Source organism: Geomonas edaphica, from assembly GCF_004917075.1.
Classification (GTDB): Bacteria; Desulfobacterota; Desulfuromonadia; order Geobacterales; family Geobacteraceae; genus Geomonas; species Geomonas edaphica.
In genome coordinates, this window is the sequence record NZ_SSYB01000004.1 from 1022839 (window position 1) to 1038240 (window position 15402).

A 15402-nucleotide genomic window follows, 5' to 3' on the forward strand; every position below is an offset into this window, starting at 1 on the left:
TACCCTACTCAAACCCTCAGGAGGTAGCCATGCAGGCAGCAATCGTAGCAAGATTCCTGGTGTTAAGCTTATTCCTCTCTTCCCTTTTCTCCGCAGTAGCGGGAGCCGCGACCCTAACCCCCGACTTTGCCAAACTGGCCAAGAAACTAAAGCCGGCGGTGGTCAACATCAGCACTTCCAAAACGGTAGGCATGAAGAAGCACCCGAACGTAGGTCCAGGCGGTGACCCCTTTCAGGACTACTTCGAAAAGTTCTTCGAAACGCCCAGGCAGCACCCCTACAAACAAAGGAGCATGGGCTCCGGCTTCATCATCAGTGACGACGGTTACCTGATCACCAACAACCACGTGGTGAAGGACGCCGACGAGATCAAGGTGAAGCTTTCCGATGGCCGCGAATTCAAGGGCGAGGTGAAGGGACGCGACGACAAGCTCGACCTCGCACTGATAAAGATCGCCGCCAAGGGCCACCTGCCGGTGGCACCTTTGGGGGATAGCGACAAGATCGAGGTCGGGGACTGGGTCATGGCGATCGGCAACCCCTTCGGTCTCGCGCAGACGGTGACCGCGGGGATCATCAGCGCCCAGGGGCGCGTTATCGGCAGCGGGCCCTATGACGACTTCATCCAGACCGACGCCTCGATCAACCCCGGCAACTCCGGCGGTCCCCTCTTCAACACCGACGGCGAGGTAATCGGGATCAACACCGCCATCGTCTCGGGCGGCCAGGGGATCGGCTTCGCCATCCCGATCAACATGGCCAAGGACATCCTGCCCCAGTTGAAGGAGAGCGGCAAAGTGACCCGCGGATGGCTCGGCGTGTCGGTGCAGCAGGTGACCCAGGATCTCGCACAGTCCTTCGGTATGGAAGGGGAGGCGGGGGCGCTTGTTGCCGAGGTGATCAAGGACAGCCCCGCCGAGAAGGCCGGTGTCAAGGGCGGGGACATCATCCTCGAGTACGACGGTCACCACATCAAGGAGATGAGCGAGCTGCCGCGCCGCGTTGCCGCAACGGCGGTGGGGAGAACGGTGAAGCTCGTGGTGCTGCGTGACGGCAAGCAGGTGCCGTTGCAGGTCACCATCGAGAAGTTGAAGGACGGCGAGGAGGAAGACGCCGCGGTGAGCGGCGACCGTCTCGGCCTCAAGGTGGCCGATCTCTCGGCGGAGCGTGCACAGCAACTGAGGCTCCAGGGCGAGAAGGGGGTGCTTGTTACCGACGTCGATGCGGATAGCCTCGCCGAGCGTGCCGGCATCGCCGAGGGGGACGTGATTCGGGAGATCAACGGCGTCAAGGTCACCAGCGTGAAGGATTACAGCAAGGCTATTGCGGCCGTGAAGAAGGGTGGTTACCTGAAGATGCTGCTCAAAAGGGGCGACGCCTCCCTCTTCGTGGCTCTCAGGATCGATTAGGTATCGCGTTATTCATAAGTAGAAAAAGGGGGACCCGGTGTACCGGGTCCCCCTTTTTGTTCGGCGCAGCGTGCGACTCTCACCCCCAGGTTCTCTTCCGCCTTCGCGGACCGAAGTGTTTCGGCGGGAGGACCGGGGTGAGGGGGCGGGTTCGGGTCAGCTCCCGAAGGCCTCCGCCACTTCCCGACGCAGTTCCTCTTCGGCGCCCAGGTGTCGCGGGGAGAAGTGGAAGGGGATAACGCGTGCCGCACCCGCCTCGCGTGCGAGCGTTCCGGCCTGCCTGGCGGTCAGGTGCGCCCGCTCGCGGGCCCTTTCGCGGTCGGCATCGAGAAAAACCGCCTCAATGAAGAAGTAGTCGGCCCTTTGTGCCAGTTTCACTATGCGGCACCGGTTTTCCGGCGTGTATGCGGTGTCGGTCACGTAGGCGATCTTCTCGCCCGGGACTACCTGCAGTACCTGCTCCTTCAACTCGCCGAGGGAGAGCTCGCGCACCTTGCCTTCGGGTACCGTCACCTTGAACACGGTATCGTCCGGCGCGCCGCGCAACACGGCGCGCTTCACCTCGGAGAGCCACGCGCCCACGGGCAGGCCGAGTGCGGCAAGCTTGTTCTTCATGAAGTTCACGTGCAGCTTCTCCTCGAAGGCGTAGCCGAGACAGGGGACGCTGTGCTCCAGGAAGGTGACGGTGAGCCTCAGGTTCTCCTCCTCGTGGACCACTCCGTCCCGGAACGTGAACTCTTCCTCTTCTTCCCGCGTGAAAACGCGCCGTGAGCTGAAGCGGGCGCGTCGCGCCCGCCCTTCGGGATGCAGTTCGGTCACGGTGATGATGAACTCGGTCGGGTAACTCTGGATCAGATTCCAACTGTAGGAGGCGAGCCGGTGCTCGACCTGGCTCAGGATGCCGGGTGGCCCAAAGAGGCGCAGCTTCATATCCCGGCCGAGCATGATGCGCAGCATCAGATCGAAGCCGATGAAGTGGTCGATGTGGGTGTGGGAGATACAGACGTCGGTAAGCCGGAGAATCTTCCGTGCGCCCAGGGAGGCGATCTCGCCCAGGTCGAAGAGGAGTGCACGCCGGGCGAACTGGAAGTCGACGTAGACACCGGGGTCACCAAATGGTGGGTTGACGAGCCTCGGGAGGAAGTGGGGAGTCATGCGGCCTCCTTAACAGCCGTTCTACATGGAGCCGTTCTACGTTCTAAGTTCTACGTTGCATGGAGGACCTGGAGGCGGAGCAACTCCTGCTATATATCCATATGGGGCTTAGTGCAAGACGAAAAAAGGGGATCCGTTTCCGGATCCCCTCAGTGCTACAGCTCTCTCCGCCTTGTCGTTTGGTTGGGGGGGCCTCACAGCGAGTTCCCATTCAGGTGGGCTCCTGTAGGTCGCTTTAGGCAATTCCCGCGCAATGGGGCAGCTCACCACGACCGAAACAGGCTCCCGTACAATAATTTATTCCGCAGGGGCGTTAATAACCTCACGGACAACGCAGAGAGAGCGAGTAAGTGGCTGTATTGTAGCGTTGCCCCAATGTGAAATCAACATTGTTTTCTTTAATGTGAATCGTTGCCCCTCGGACCCCAAAACTGTTGCAATTTTGCCCGGTTGACGTAGAATGCGCCGAACGAAATATCCTCATAAATGGGAGGGAAGATGCGTCTAAAAGAGGAGCAGGTCGCACGTCTGGCGGAGAAGGTTCTGGGCGATTTGGAACGAGCCCAACTCGTGGAGCAGAAGCAGGGGCGCAGCGCCGTGCTCACCGCAATCAAAGCGGCCATCGCGCAGGATCTGAAGCGGGAAGAGGACCTGGAGCGCGACGCGGAGGCGCTTCTCGAACAGACCCTGAAGGCGACGGGAGGGGCGGGGATCGACCGGCACAAGATGCTGAGGATGATCAAGGACAAGTTGGCCAAGGAGAGGAAGATCGTCCTGTGATAACCGTCCCGGCAGGTAAAGCAGACCAAGGAGCTCACCATGCACATCTCTGAAGACCGCATCTCGCACATAGCCCACAAGATATACGACAAGCTCTACAACGACGACCTAGCCGATTTCCCGGACGAGCGGCGCGCCTTGGAAGCGATCAAGGGGGCCATCGAGGGTTTCTTCTCCATCATGGAACAGGTGGACCAGGCGGTGCGCGCGAAGCTCTCCTCCTACAGCCAGGCCAAGGTTCCCGGAAGCCGGGAATGGGAGATCCTGTACCAGAAGTTTTACGCGGAGGAACTGGCGAAAAGGAAGTGGTGACGCGGGTATAACACGCGGAAAAATAATTTGGAGAGCGCCCTTGATTTTTGAGGGCATGCTGTTTATATTTAGCAGGTCTTTAGCACTCAGTAGTTTTGAGTGCTAATATTTTTTTCAATATCAAGAGATCATATGCATCTCAAGAAAGGAGAGGAAAAGCATGAATCTAAGACCGCTGCAGGACCGTATCATCGTGAAGAGGGTTGAGGAAGCTACCATGACCGCCGGTGGGCTTTACATCCCGGAGACCGCCAAGGAAAAGCCGCAGCAGGGCGAAGTCGTGGCAGTCGGCAACGGGAAGAGGGGCGAGGACGGCAAGGTGTACCCGATCGATCTCAAGGTGGGCGACAAGGTGCTGTTCGGCAAGTACGCAGGGAGCGAAGTGAAGCTCGAGGGGGAGGATTTCCTCATCATGCGCGAGGACGACATCCTCGGCGTCGTCGAGAAGTAATTCCTGCCAGCTCGCGCTATCACGCGCATCGCGATTCATAAAATTCAAGGAGGATATATACAATGGCAGCAAAGATCATCAAGTTCGACCAGGAAGCACGCAACTGCATCCTCAAAGGCGTCAACACCCTGGCAGATGCCGTTAAGGTGACCCTGGGCCCGAAGGGGCGCAACGTCGTCATCGAGAAGTCCTACGGTGCACCGCTCATCACCAAGGACGGCGTGACCGTCGCCAAAGAGATCGAGCTGGAAGACAAGTTCGAGAACATGGGCGCGCAGCTGGTGAAGGAAGTCGCCTCCAAGACCTCCGACGTCGCCGGTGACGGCACCACCACCGCAACCGTTCTCGCCCAGGCCATCTACCGCCAGGGCGCCAAGCTGGTCGCTGCCGGCCACAACCCGATGGAGATCAAGCGCGGTCTTGACCAGGCCGTAGAGGCGCTGGTAGCCGAGCTGAAGAGCATCTCCAAGCCGATCAAGGACCACAAGGAAATCGCACAGGTCGGCACCATCTCCGCCAACAACGACAAGACCATCGGCGACATCATCGCCGAGGCCATGGAGAAGGTCGGCAAGGAAGGGGTCATCACCGTCGAGGAAGCCAAAGCGATGGAGACCACCCTTGAGACCGTCGAGGGCATGCAGTTCGACCGCGGCTACCTCTCCCCGTATTTCGTGACCGATCCGGAGCGCATGGAAGCGGCCATGGACAACGTCGCGATCCTGATCCACGACAAAAAGATCTCCAACATGAAGGATCTCCTCCCGGTTCTCGAGCAGACCGCCAAGTCCGGCCGTCCGCTGCTGATCATCGCCGAGGACATCGAGGGCGAGGCGCTGGCCACCCTGGTGGTCAACAAGCTGCGCGGCGTGCTGAACGTCTGCGCCGTCAAGGCCCCGGGCTTCGGCGACCGCAGGAAAGCGATGCTCGAAGACATCGCCATCCTCACCGGCGGCAAGGTCATCTCCGAGGAAGTCGGCTTCAGGCTCGAGAACACCACCCTCGACATGCTCGGCCAGGCTAAGAAGATCACCGTCGACAAGGACAACACCACCATCATCGACGGCTACGGCGCCGAGGCGGACATCCAGGGCCGTGTGAAGATGATTCGTGCCCAGATCGAGGAGACCTCCTCTGACTACGATCGTGAGAAGCTCCAGGAGCGCCTGGCGAAACTGGTAGGCGGCGTCGCCGTGATCAAGGTCGGTGCGGCTACCGAGATTGAGATGAAGGAGAAGAAGGCACGCGTAGAAGACGCTCTTCACGCGACCCGCGCGGCAGTCGACGAGGGTATCGTCCCTGGCGGCGGCGTGGCTTACCTGCGCGCCCTCAAGGTGCTCGACAACCTCAAACTTGCCCCAGAGCAGCAGTTCGGCGTCAATGTGATCAAGCGCGCCCTCGAGGAGCCGATCCGTCAGATCGCTCAGAACGCGGGTGTTGACGGCTCCATCGTGGTCGACAAGGTGAAAAACGGCCAGGAGGCCTTCGGCTACAACGCGGCCGAAGATGTTTACGTCGACATGATCCAGGCCGGCATCATCGACCCGACCAAGGTATCCAGGAGCGCGCTGCAGAACGCCGCTTCCGTGGCCGGTCTTATGATGACCACCGAGGCCATGATCGCCGACAAGCCGAGGGAAGAGCCGGCAATGCCGGCGATGCCGGGCGGCATGGGCGGTATGGGCGGCATGGGCGGCATGGGCGGCATGATGTAATAAAAGCCGCAACGTGGCAGTAAAGGGGGGGATGACCGCAAGGTTGTCCCCCCTTTTTTTTACCCGGTCGACGACGGCCTCTGGCTGGTCCCTCTCCCGCTTTCGAGCCGGAGCCTCCCCTTTGCACCTTTCCCGCGTTTTTCATGAGAACGTCGTCTTTACATGCCCCCCTCCCGCCGCGTATACTACCCGGGGCAAAGATGAGAACGACTCAGGCCGGAAACACATGAGGTACGGCAGCCGCCGGGGAAGGGCATGACGCAAGAGACGCTGCAACAAGAAGACACCATAGGCAAGGAGGAGCACGCCTCGGTGGTGCAGATCATCCAGACCATGGTGAAGACCTCCAAGGCGCTCAGGATCTATCTGCCGAACAACCCGGTCCTCATTGGGTTCATCTCCGAGCTCGGCACTAGGATGACGGTGCACCTCGCGCGTTACGGCGAGCTGAGCCTGGAGGTCGACCCTTTCGCCCTTCGCTGCCAGGGCGCCAAGGTGTACGAGAACACCGATCCCAAGGAGAGCATCGCGAGTCGCCTCTACGCCGACGGCATAAGGGCCCTGTTCTTCGACCAGGGGGTGCAGAGTGCGGAGCTCACCGCCTTCCTCGGGATCGCCGGCTTTGACCGCCTGAGTAACGACGACGATATCGTCACCCGGCTCTGGGAGCGTAACCTCCAGCACATAGGCTACCTGACCGAGGAGGATTTCCGTGAGGGTGCTCCGGCCGAGGAGTCCGGCACATCCGGTGACCAGCGCGAGGCCATGGAGCGCATCCGCCAGGCGCTCCTGGAACAGCCCCCTCCCGCACCGAGGATGATACCGAAGCATCTCCTCATGCTGAACGCCGACGAGGAGAAATGGCTGCAGGGGGCACTGGAAGCCGAGGGGCGTTGCAACGGACTTGACGACGTCATCGGCGTCCTGGCCGCGACGGTGGCGGGGACCCGGGACCCCAAACTCTACCGCGACTTCATCTCCATGATGGAAACCCTTGCCGTCACCTTGCTCCTGGGAGGCGACATGGGGCATGCCCTGAAGCTGGTTCGATTCCTCGATCGGATGAGGCAGCGCAGCGGTATCACAGAAGAACAGCGGGCTCCGCTCGAAGCGGCGCTCGCCGCGGTCCTCTCCGACACGACGGTCCAGACGCTGCAGGTCTCCCTGGACACCACCGATGCCAGCACCGGTTATGGCGAGCTGAAGGAGCTGCTCCTTATTCTTGGGCTCCCTGCCCTCGGGCCGATCTGTGAACTGCTCGGAAGGGTGGAAAAGCTCAAGGTGCGCAAGCTGCTGATCGAGGTACTGGTCGAACTCGGGCGCGAGGATCCCGCGGTCTTCCGCCCCTTCTTGAGCGACCCGCGCTGGTACCTGGTACGGAACCTCGTTTTGATCCTCTCCCTGATCGGGACACCCGAGGCGCTCAGGATGATTCTCGGGCTCACCTCGAACCGGGAGGCGCGCATCCGGCGCGAGGTGCTTGGTTTTCTTGAACGCACCGACGATGAAAAGTCCAAGCCGTACATCCTCAAGTACCTGCGTGACGAGTCAAGCGCGCTGCGCATCAAGGCGCTCCAGGTGCTGGCGCGTGAGCGGCTACCCTTCGCCTTGAAACCGATCGTAGCCCTGGCCGCGGCCGACGATTTCCAGGAGCGTCCTTTCCCGGAGCGGATGGCGGTATGCCAGTCACTTGGCGAGCTGGGGCAGGAGCGTGCCATCCCGATGCTGCGCGAGCTGCTCATGAAACGCTATTGGTTCAACAAAGGGAACGAAAAGGAGGCGGTGCAGCTCGCCCTGGCTGGGCTTGCGCGCGTCAACGGTTCCGCTATCCTCCCCCTTCTGGAGGAGGCGCGCAGCCAGAAAAGAGGGGGGGAGTTGCGCGAGCTTCTCGACCGGGCGGTGAGCGAAGCAAGGGCGGCCAAGGCCGGGAGAAAGAGATGAGGGGGAGCGCGTGGTCGTGAGCGTCGAGACAGACCGGGAACGTCTGGGAGCTGAAATGGCGCGGCTGGGAAAAACCCTGGTCTCGCACCTCTTCGTCCTTTTGAAGAATTGCGCCAACTACAGCCCGGGGCACGCGGCCGTCCTGCAGCGGGTGACGAACCTGCTTGCGGTGGTGCGGGAGATCGCCGGGAGAAGCGAGGACGCCTCTCTCCAGCTGACCGGAGCGCATCTGTACCTGGGCGAGTTGCGGCTGAAGCCGGACATCGCGAGTTTCGAGGGGCCCCGCTACATCATCGAGCTCATGCAGCGTCACCAACTCGGGAGAATCACCTTCGCTCCCGAGGTGAGCGCGGAGGAGGTGCAGCGTCTCGCGTACCTGTTGCGTGAGCCGGAAACCGGCGACGACCCGTACCAGCGGTTCCTAGATGCCGTCAAAGAGCGGGGGATCACCGGGCTGGAGTTTGATATCCTGCGTGCGGAAGAGGTGCTGACCATCTCGACGCGGCAGCGCCGGGTGAGGGGCGGTGGACACACGGCCCGCCCGTTGTACCGAAAACTCCTGGTGACGATGGATGAGGTCGCGGCGGAGGTGGCTTCCGGGCGCCGTCTGCGACTTAGGGAATCGAAGCGCGTGGTGCAGCAGGTGATCGACCTCCTCTACACCCACGAGGCCGACCTCCTGGGGCTGAGCACGATGCGTTCCCACGACCGCTCCACCCAGCACCACGCCGCCAACGTCTGCATCCTCTCCCTCGTGATGGGCAAGCGCCTCGGCATGAACAAGTTCCATCTCTGCGAACTGGGGCTTGCCGCGCTCTTCCATGACATCGGGTACTGCGATCTGCCGCCGGAGTTGCTGGACAAGCCAGGGGAGCTTACCGCCGAGGAGCGGGAGGTGATGGAACGGCATCCCCTGTACGGCGTTAGGAAGGTGATGAATCTGAAAGGACTCGACGATCTTTCCGCCCGCATCATCACGGGGATCTTCGAGCACCACCTGATGGCGGATTTCTCGGGCTACCCGCGGGTCGGGTACCGGAAGCTGGGGCTTTTGGGGCGCATCATCAGCATCGCGGACAGCTACGACGGCCTTACCTCATCACGGGTGAGCGGCAGGAACGCCTATCCACCCCATAAGGCGCTCAGGGTGATGCTTTCCCAGAGCGGGAGATCCTACGATCAGGCGCTCTTGAAACTCTTCGTCGGCTGCGTCGGCATCCACCCGGTCGGCTCGCTCCTGCTGCTCGACGGCGGGGAACTGGCCGTGGTGGTCGGCAACAGCGAGGACCCGGCGCAGTGGGACAACCCGCTCGTGCGTATCATCGCCGATAGCAGCGGTGAGTGGGTGGAGGGGGGAGAGGTGGTCGCTCTTGGCTCCCCCGGCTCCCCCCAGGCCGTTACCGCAACGCTCGACGCCTACCACTACGACCTGGACGTGAGCAGGTTTTTCTAGCTAGTCGTAGACCACGACCAGCTTCGGAGGCGTTAAGTTCGATTCGCTGAGCTCCACTAGCCCCTGGACGGTGAAGTCGCGGTTCTCCAGAACGCGGAGCTGTAAGTCGTCGAAACCGCGCCTCTGGGCCTCGCGCATCAGGGACGTGACGTTGAAGGATACCTGATTGAAAGCGTTTGGGGCCGGCAGGGTGTACAGGGACGAGGCGTAAATGGTGAGCCCCTCCTCGTAGTAAGACGGAAGTAGCCCGGACGACGGCTGGAAGGAAACCAACTCCATTTCGAGCGGGATGTCGTCGGTAGGCGGAACGAGTGTAAAGGTCAACGTCGCCGAATGTATGAAGGCATCCAAGGGGATGGCATTCAGTGGAAAGCTCAGGAATCCCCGGTACTCTCCGGTACTGGTCACCCCGGTCAAAACGGTTGCCCCCTGCGCAACTATGCGAGGGTCGCCGTTTAGCGGCTCAAAAATATCACCGTCGACGTTCAAATCGCTCTCAATGGTGGTTTCCAATACCGGCCTGTCGCTTCCACCACCGCATCCTGCCAGTGCGACAAGCACAGCCGCCAGCACCAGCCATAAAATCTTCCTCTTCATTTAGACCTCCTTTTCTTCATCCCAATTAGAGTCCCCCCCAGGTGGAACACGCAAAATCCTACCAGACGAAACGGAAAATAAAAGACGACGCCGGGGTGTCCACCGGCAGTTTTTGGTTTTACGGGGCAGCTTGCACAAACCTCAATGCCGGGTACAATACCTTGGCTAAATTCTAATGTAAACGCCGAAGTGCAGGCATTAACAGCGGAACAGGGAACTGCCGCGCCGCCACTTGCCTCCCCGGAGCCTCTCTCCCAAAGACTTTGCAAAAGTAAAGGGGGCGGGCGTATAATTTTTTTGGATATCAAAATCAATTAAAACAGAAAAACCGCAGTTTAATAACACGCGGAGGGAACCATGACAGCGAAGAACGAAACGCTCCGTCAGCACCTGGCCGCCGTCAAGGCGGGAGAAAGGGTATTCGAAAACGCCTTCCAGGGGATCATCCGGATGATCCTGGAGCCGGGGTTCGAGAAGGTCGTCGTGAACGGCAAGACGACCTACGACTTCAACATCTTCCGGACCGGGCGCAAGCACACCATCGGCATGTACGACGAGATCAACAGCTTCGTCTCTTTTGTGAAGGACGCGGCCGAAGGGGGCTCCAGCAAGGAGATGGCGTTCGTGCTGGTAGGGGAACCTGGCAACGGCAAGACCTTCTTCGTGGAGTTTCTCTGCGGCAAGTACCGCAACTTCCTGCAAGGTCGCAACCGCAAGTACAGCTTCAGGTTCCTGGACATGGATCAGATGGGGAACTACGGACGTATCCGGGAGATCGACTCGGAGACGTACGAGGATCCCATGATCCTTGCCATGAACCTCTTCGAGGACCCGGAGGAGAGCCGCCGCTTCATCGGCGAGCAGGGGTTCTCTGATGTCGAACTGGATAACCTGTACCGGAACTACCGGCCGCTCGGCGCAAGTACCGGCTACATCCTGAACGAAATCCGGATGCATCACGATAACGATATCGAGAAGGTGCTCGACTCGATTGCGGTGCTCCCTGTCCCGATGAGCGAGAGCCTCGGCACGCTGACCGGCAAGTACCCGGCCAAGGACAAGATCACCTCTTCGGCGGTCGACCTCTTGGGCGAGGAGTCGATACAGCGCCTCTTGCACCTCTCCGACACCAACAACCCGTACCGCTTCGACCTGCGCCGCGGTGCACTCGCTCGCGTGGCCGGTGGCGGCATCCACTTCTCGGACGAGATCTTCAAGAACAAGAAGGACTTGGTACAGGTTTACCTCGGTGTGATCCAGAACCGCGCCATCGAGATCGACGGGTACAAGTGGCCAATCGATTCCATGATCATCGCGACGAGTAACAACTCCGAGTTCAACCGGTTCCTGGCCGAGAAGGAGGAGGCGCCGATCGTCGACCGCTGCCGCATCTGCTACGTCTCTCACAACACGAACTACCGGATGCAGGAAGGGCTCACCGCCTACGCCATCGGTGGCGAGTCGAAAACAACCCTCACCAAGGAGGAGCTGCACCAGGACCCGAACCTGAACTATGCGGCCTCGGTGGGTGTCGTCCTGACCAGGCTCCCGAGATCGGAGAAACTCACCCCGATCGAGACCATGAAGCTCGCCGCGGGCGAGGTGGCCGGCGAGAAGAGCATCAAGGCGCTCGCCGAGGTGATCGACACCCTGGGGCAGGAGCCGGACATCACCAAGCGCTTCGGGCAGCGCGGGCTTGGGCATCGCAGCCTCGGGAGGAGCATCCAGATTTTGAAGGAGAGTTCGGAGACTAATGAGGGGCGCTGCATGGTTGCCTACGACGTCTTCAAGAGCCTCGAGCGGGTGGTGCTCGACTACGTGGTCGAGCCGAACGAGCGGGCCAAGTACCTGGAAGACCTTAAGACCGGGAAGAAGCTCTACCGCGAACGGATCATGACCGAGATGTTTAACGCCTACATGGACGAGCCCTTCGCGATCAAGAAGGACGTGCAGAACTACGTCAACATGATCATAGGCATCGACGCCGAGAACCTGGGGCCGGACCGGATGTGGAAGTACAAAGACCCGCAAACCGGCGAGCTGAAGGCCTTGAAGATCGACGAGCGCTACGTGAAGAGCGTCGAGGAGCGCATCGGCCTCAAGACTGAGGAACAGCGCGCCTCGTTCCGGACCTCGATCAGGAAGATCTACGGCCAGAAGATCTCGGTAGACCCGAGCTACGACTTCATGGACAACCTTGAACTGGTGAAGGCGGTTACCGACGTGCGGCTCAAATCTGACATTGCCGGGGCGGGAAGCCTCATCGGTGCGCTGGCCAACCGGACCAACGAGGAGAACCAGAAGCTCTACGACAGGATGATCGTCACCATGCTGGGAAAACTCGGCTACTGCCGCACCTGCGCGCAGAAGACCATCGAGTACTTCTGCACCCAGGAGGATGAGAGCTAGCTCGGGCGTTGCCACGAAGAGACGAACTGGAGGGGTGACGCCCTCACCCCTGCTCCTCTCCCGAAGGGCGAGGGGATGCATGCAAAGTGGGCCGAATGATCATTCGCCCGCCTGGTGGAAGTAAACAAGGGGCGAGTGATCTTCGCCCGCCTTTTAAAAGGCCGATGACGCCATGAAAGATCCTCAAAAATACCTCGAAGAGCTGAAGGCCAAGGGGCTCGAGCCGGAGCGTGAGGAGCGCTTCAGGGAGGAGCTGCGCGTGACGAGGGAGTTTCCCTCCGGCCGCGGGCACGGTCCTTTCCCGGACTTCTCCCGCAGTCTCTACGCCTGGCAGGACCTCTCTGTCCTCATGGGGCAGGAGCGGGTGCCGAACCCGTACCAGCTCCACATGAAGGCACTCGACGAGCTTCTGGAAAGAGACCGGCAGCGCGAAAAGGACGGCTTCCCCCGGAAGATCCGGGTGGGGCGGCTCATCAAGCCGGGCAAGGCGGGTAAAGGTAAGATCGTCGTCGTTCCCTCGACGGAAGAGGAGAAGTTCCTTCACGACCCGACCATCCGACCTCCTGGTGAGGGTGGCTCAACCGGGGGCTCCGGCAAGGGTGAGGAAGGGGAAGTCATCGGCGAGCAGAAGGTGCGCGAGACCGGTGAGGAACCGGGGCAGGGGCCCGGGCAGGGCGAGGGGGAGGCCCATGAGATGGGCGCCTCGGCCTACGAACTCGGGCGTGTGCTCACCGAACAGTTCCAGCTCCCGAACCTGAAGGAGAAAGGGAAGAAGCGCTCCTTTACCCGCTACATTTACGATCTCACCGACCGCAACCGCGGCTCGGGCCAGGTGCTGGACAAGAAGGCGACGCTGAGAAAGATCGTCGAGACCAACATCTCGCTCGGCAATCTGCCGGACCCGGCCGATCTCGATCCCACCCGTTTCCTGATCTCGCCGCGGGACAAGGTCTACCGCATCTTCTCACAGGAGAAGGATTACGAGCCCCAGGCCATGGTTTTCTTCCTGCGCGACTACTCAGGTTCCATGGCGGGCAAGGTGACCGAGCTCGTGGCAACCCAGCACGTGATGATCTACAGCTGGCTTTTGTACCAGTACGCGGGGCAGGTGGAGTCCCGTTTCATCCTGCACGACACCGAGGCGAAGGAGGTGCCGGACTTCGACACCTATTACAATTCGCGCGTAGCAGGGGGGACCGAGGTGGCGAGCGCGTACCGCCTGGTGAACGAGATCGTGGAGAAGGAGAATCTCGCAGCCGACTACAATATCTACGTTTTCCACGGTACCGACGGCGACGACTGGGACACCGGCGGCGACAAGTCGATTCCCGAGCTAGTTAAGATCCTCAGCTACGTAAGCCGCATGGGGGTCACCATCGCCGAGCACGCCGGGACGCAGTGGACCGAGGTGGCGCGCTACCTCGAGAACTCTGGGCTTTTGCGGGACAAGCCCGATCTTTTGCGCATGGACATCATGCACGAGGACGCCGAGGAGGCACGAGTCATCGAGGGGATCAAGAGGCTCATCTCGTAAGAGGCAGTCATGGAACTCATCAACCAACATACGAAAGCGATCATGGAAGGGTGCAAGGAGAGGGCGCGGGCCGCCGGGCTCACCTTCACCGACGAGAGCCTCGAGTACATCGTCACGAACCGCGACCTGATCGAGCTCTCTCCTAAGGTAATGATCCCGACGCTCTACGACTACTGGGTGCACGACGTCGAGGTGCTCCGGGGCAAGGGGGAGTACGAGCTCTACCCGCACAACCCCTACGAGACGGTGATCAACACCCGTCCCCCCATCTCCTTCTATAACGACAACAACCCGGACTGGCTGAACGTGATGATCTTCTATCACGTGCTAGGACACATCGACTTCTTCCAGAACAACCTCTACTTCCGCCACACCTGGGAGTACGACTTCACCGGCCAGGCGCTCTCTGACAAACGGGTGATCGCGAAGCTGAGGGCGGAGAAGGGACGCTGGGTTGACTACATCTTGGAATTCGCCCGCTCCATCGACAACCTAGTGGCCTACCACGACGAGCTTTCACCGCTTTTCGCGGCGCCTGAGGCGGCCACTTCGAGCCGGCTCGACTACTACTTCGACGTCTTCCTCCAGGTGGAGAAAAAAATCCCGGTTGGCGACTACCTGAAGGAGGTGGCGCGTTACAACGAGGCCATCGCCCAGAACAGGGAAGAAGGTGAGCGCATCTTCTTCGCCGAGGTGACCGCTAAGTACCCGGAAATGGAAGCGCATTTCGCCAAGTCGCAAAACGTTAAAAAAGTGGAACGCCGTGACCTCATGAAGTTCCTGATCGAGAACTCCGAGTTCCTCGCCCGCGACGAGAACCAGTGGATGCGCAGCGTGCTCGAGGTGGTGAGAAAGACCTCGATCTTCTTCCAGCCGCAGATCCGCACCAAGATCATGAACGAGGGGTGGGCGAGCTACTGGCACGAGAAGCTCTTCCTCGTGGACGACCGCATCAAGGGACACGAGGTGGACTTCGCCCGCGTCCACGCCGGGGTCACCTCGATGCCGCGGGTGGGGATGAACCCGTACGCGCTCGGCATGCGCCTCATGTACCAGTTGAAGGATGCGGGGGACAAGGGCAAGACCGGCTACGAGTTCGACCGTCTCTCGGACCGCGAAAAGAGGCGGCACTTCGACACCGAAGCCGGCAAGGGGGAAGAGTACCTCTTCAAAATCAGGAGCAACTACTGCGATTACCTCTTCATCAAGGACTTCGTGGACCAGGAATTCACCGACCGCTACGACCTTTTCGTGACCGGAAAGAGGCTCGACCCGCAGCGCATGGTCTGGCAGTACTACGTGAAGAGCCGGGACGCCAGGGAGTATCGTGACATGGTGCTTGCCTCGCTCTACCATCCCCCCCACATCGAGATCGCGCCGGAACGTGGCGAGGAGGGGAGCCTGTACCTGGTGCACCACTTCGAGGGGAAGCAGCTCGTCTCCGAATACATCGCCAACACCATGGTCGGGATCGAATACCTTTGGGGGGCGCCGGTGCAGCTCGAGACGAGCGAGGCGCACATCGAGCAGCCGCGCGGCGGCGCCGGGCGTGAAGGGGTGGAGGAAGCGGACATCACCTGGCAGCGTGTGGTCTACACCATGAAAGACAAGGTTCTCAGCCGGCAGATACTGTGACAGGCGGATAA

Annotated in this window: 10 protein-coding genes, 1 other RNA gene and 1 pseudogene; 9 read left to right on the top strand and 3 right to left on the bottom strand. The window is 60.6% G+C overall.

Translation table 11 applies throughout. The features are described 5' to 3' along the window. Positions 1-29 precede the first annotated feature (29 nt). Complete coding sequence (locus E8K79_RS15280) at positions 30-1409, top strand: DegQ family serine endoprotease (protein ID WP_135868726.1); 1380 nt, start codon at positions 30-32, stop codon at positions 1407-1409. A gap of 156 nt (positions 1410-1565) precedes the next feature. Here the strand turns inward: E8K79_RS15280 and E8K79_RS15285 are convergent, their stop codons facing one another. Continuing rightward, positions 1566-2564: a ribonuclease Z gene (locus tag E8K79_RS15285; RefSeq protein ID WP_136515452.1), complete on the bottom strand. Its 999-nt coding sequence runs from the start codon at positions 2562-2564 to the stop codon at positions 1566-1568. 160 nt (positions 2565-2724) lie between these two features. Continuing rightward, positions 2725-2907, bottom strand: a non-coding RNA gene (gene ssrS / locus E8K79_RS15290) — 6S RNA. Between the two features lie 155 nt (positions 2908-3062). Here ssrS and E8K79_RS21530 point away from each other — a divergent pair. The 5 genes and pseudogenes from E8K79_RS21530 to E8K79_RS15320 all read left to right on the top strand — a co-directional run bounded on the left by E8K79_RS21530 (position 3063) and on the right by E8K79_RS15320 (position 9216). Next, a pseudogene (locus E8K79_RS21530) lies at positions 3063-3656 on the top strand (DUF507 family protein). A 160-nt stretch (positions 3657-3816) separates the two neighbouring features. After that, entirely contained in the window at positions 3817-4107 is a 291-nt protein-coding gene (gene groES / locus E8K79_RS15305) for a co-chaperone GroES (protein ID WP_012528687.1), read from the top strand. 62 nt (positions 4108-4169) lie between these two features. Then, complete coding sequence (gene groL / locus E8K79_RS15310) at positions 4170-5822, top strand: chaperonin GroEL (protein ID WP_136515454.1); 1653 nt, start codon at positions 4170-4172, stop codon at positions 5820-5822. Positions 5823-6077: 255 nt separating this feature from the next. Continuing rightward, the gene (locus E8K79_RS15315; protein ID WP_136515455.1) at positions 6078-7763 is read left to right on the top strand and encodes a HEAT repeat domain-containing protein; all 1686 of its coding nucleotides are present in this window, start codon (positions 6078-6080) and stop codon (positions 7761-7763) included. Positions 7764-7779: 16 nt separating this feature from the next. After that, a complete protein-coding gene (locus E8K79_RS15320) occupies positions 7780-9216 on the top strand; it encodes an HD-GYP domain-containing protein (protein ID WP_136515456.1) in 1437 nt (478 codons plus the stop codon). Here the strand turns inward: E8K79_RS15320 and E8K79_RS15325 are convergent, their stop codons facing one another. Next, on the bottom strand, positions 9217-9813 hold the full coding sequence (locus E8K79_RS15325; RefSeq protein ID WP_136515457.1) for a hypothetical protein: 597 nt from the start codon (positions 9811-9813) through the stop codon (positions 9217-9219). It lies immediately after the preceding gene. A 357-nt stretch (positions 9814-10170) separates the two neighbouring features. Here E8K79_RS15325 and E8K79_RS15330 point away from each other — a divergent pair, with 357 nt between their 5' ends. From E8K79_RS15330 to E8K79_RS15340, 3 genes are all read left to right on the top strand, one after another. Then, positions 10171-12222 (top strand): serine protein kinase PrkA, encoded by a 2052-nt coding sequence (locus tag E8K79_RS15330; RefSeq protein WP_136515458.1) that lies wholly within the window; start codon positions 10171-10173, stop codon positions 12220-12222. 172 nt (positions 12223-12394) lie between these two features. Next, a complete protein-coding gene (locus E8K79_RS15335; RefSeq protein ID WP_135868717.1) occupies positions 12395-13756 on the top strand; it encodes a DUF444 family protein in 1362 nt (453 codons plus the stop codon). A gap of 9 nt (positions 13757-13765) precedes the next feature. After that, on the top strand, positions 13766-15391 hold the full coding sequence (locus tag E8K79_RS15340; RefSeq protein ID WP_136515459.1) for a SpoVR family protein: 1626 nt from the start codon (positions 13766-13768) through the stop codon (positions 15389-15391). The last annotated feature ends 11 nt before the right edge of the window (positions 15392-15402 follow it).

Coding starts and splice junctions, on each gene's coding strand:
- E8K79_RS15280 (WP_135868726.1), top strand. CDS start 30: ATGCAGGCAGCAATCGTAGCAAGATTCCTGGTGTTAAGCTTATTCCTC.
- E8K79_RS15285 (WP_136515452.1), bottom strand. CDS start 2,564: ATGACTCCCCACTTCCTCCCGAGGCTCGTCAACCCACCATTTGGTGAC.
- groES (WP_012528687.1), top strand. CDS start 3,817: ATGAATCTAAGACCGCTGCAGGACCGTATCATCGTGAAGAGGGTTGAG.
- groL (WP_136515454.1), top strand. CDS start 4,170: ATGGCAGCAAAGATCATCAAGTTCGACCAGGAAGCACGCAACTGCATC.
- E8K79_RS15315 (WP_136515455.1), top strand. CDS start 6,078: ATGACGCAAGAGACGCTGCAACAAGAAGACACCATAGGCAAGGAGGAG.
- E8K79_RS15325 (WP_136515457.1), bottom strand. CDS start 9,813: ATGAAGAGGAAGATTTTATGGCTGGTGCTGGCGGCTGTGCTTGTCGCA.
- E8K79_RS15330 (WP_136515458.1), top strand. CDS start 10,171: ATGACAGCGAAGAACGAAACGCTCCGTCAGCACCTGGCCGCCGTCAAG.
- E8K79_RS15335 (WP_135868717.1), top strand. CDS start 12,395: ATGAAAGATCCTCAAAAATACCTCGAAGAGCTGAAGGCCAAGGGGCTC.
- E8K79_RS15340 (WP_136515459.1), top strand. CDS start 13,766: ATGGAACTCATCAACCAACATACGAAAGCGATCATGGAAGGGTGCAAG.